1 protein-coding gene and 1 pseudogene are annotated in these 1,979 nt (G+C 31.4%); both read left to right on the forward strand.

All coding sequences use genetic code 11. The features are described from left to right. Positions 1-142: pseudogene (locus RMO70_RS12075) on the forward strand (dihydrolipoyl dehydrogenase); the annotation flags it as partial. A gap of 340 nt (positions 143-482) precedes the next feature. After that, positions 483-1,979 (forward strand): hypothetical protein (locus tag RMO70_RS12080; RefSeq protein WP_310556691.1); only part of this gene is annotated, 1,497 nt, incomplete at its 3' end.

Here is a 1,979-nt window from a genome sequence, read left to right on the forward strand (position 1 = left end):
TATGATTGCCGAAGCAGTTGTAGCTAGAAAATTAGAAACAACAGGTCACGAAATCCTGAAATCGATTCACCCTCATCCAACCATGAGCGAAGCCGTTATGGAAGCGGTTGCTGATGCTTATGGAGAAGTGATACATTTGTAAACTTTTTGATTTTTTTTATTAAAGCCGATAATTATCTCTTGATAATTTCGGCTTTTTGTTTGAGTATCTTTAAAACGGAAAATCTAATACCAATTGTAATTATAAAATGGTTTTTTTTATTTTATAATTTTACTATGGTTAATGCCAGTAGACAATAAATTTAGTACAATTTATTGGACTATTATTTATTGCTAATCGGTATAATTCTTGTGTTTTATGGAATATATTGACGTTAAAGATATACTTTCATGAAACAATTATTTTGTAAGAAAAAAACAATAAAAAAATCACAACGTGAAAGTAATAGTGTAAATTTACAAATCACAAAAACCTAAACTTTATGCAAAAAATCAAAACACTATTATTTTCTTGCTTTCTGCTTGTTCTCGTCTTGTTTATTCAATGTGATTCAACAGAGAGTATAATTGAATCTAACCAAAAACCCTATATTACTTCTGAGAAAGTAAGTCTCGAAAATGTACTTTCAGTACTTAAAAACCCTGTAATAAAAGATAGAACTAAAACTTTCATGGTCAATAATCGAGAAAGCATCACCAAAAAAAGTAGTGAAAAATCCAATGTATATTTTACTAAAATAGTCAAGGGTGATGAATACACAACTTACCTACTGCTACTCAATAGCTATTCTACAAAAAATCCTTATTTTATGTATTATGTAATTACTAAATACGCAACCACAGAAAAAGTAGGATACTTAAAATACATCCCTGACACTTCCATTCCGTTTCTTGACATTAACACCTTTTCAGGAAAAATGCAGATGCTGGACCTTAAAAAAAAGATTAGAACAGAAAGCAGATTTCTAAACGGTCAACCTCAAAAACCTATTACAGCAAGAACTACTAGAGAATGTTCCTCATCAATATCATTAATAACACATTATTGTGGCTCTGATGCAGCTCACTCTCCGGGTCAAAGTTGCCAAGATCCAACAAAAGCGTACTATGAAATTCAAATAATTACTACTTGCACCGTGATGGACGAAGACGAAATCGAAGCACCGAACGAATTTACGATTTATCCTGGCGGTAGTGGTGGTGGCGGATATTATTCCATTTCGGATTTATTTATTGAATTTGAAGGAATTTTAAGTCCAGAGCAAAAAGCATGGTGGGACGATTATAATAACGATGCTCAAAAAATAGAAATCTCTTCTTATTTAATCGATCATCCTACTAATGAAGGAATACAATTTTCTTTAGACATGATTGATCAAATGCGAATAAATTTTGGATTAATTCTTGATGTAGATGCATCTTCAAAATCGCCAATCAATATTGATCTTTCAACGATTTCATATGTAACGCCCGAAGGTTATAATTTTCATAATATTTACAATGCATTAACTGAATCTCTAGAATTTAAAAAACTTTTTATAAATTTGTTTCAAAGTAATTCTAGACTTAATGTGAAGTTTGAGGTTGAAAATCATGTGTATAAAGACAATGACTCTACAAAAAAAGAAGTACATGCAACTACAAGCCAAGATCCAGTCACTAAAAATTTGACTATAAAAATTAGCAAGCAAATATTGAGTACTGATGGAACAATGAAGCAAACCAACATAGAAAATGCCAAAACCATTTTGCACGAATGTATTCATGCTTATTTACTTACTATAACCAGCTATCCTCTTGTGGGTATGGATATTGCAGAAGTCATCAATACGGTCTTACCAACTCCAATTGAACAACACGATTTCATGTACAATAAAATGATACCAACTATGCAAAAAATACTTGGAGAAATTAGAGATTTGGTTACTACTCAAGCTGGGAGAGCATTAGTAGAGAGCCTAACAATGTATCCAACTAGA

Source organism: Flavobacterium sp., assembly GCF_031422135.1.
Classification (GTDB): domain Bacteria; phylum Bacteroidota; class Bacteroidia; order Flavobacteriales; family Flavobacteriaceae; genus Flavobacterium.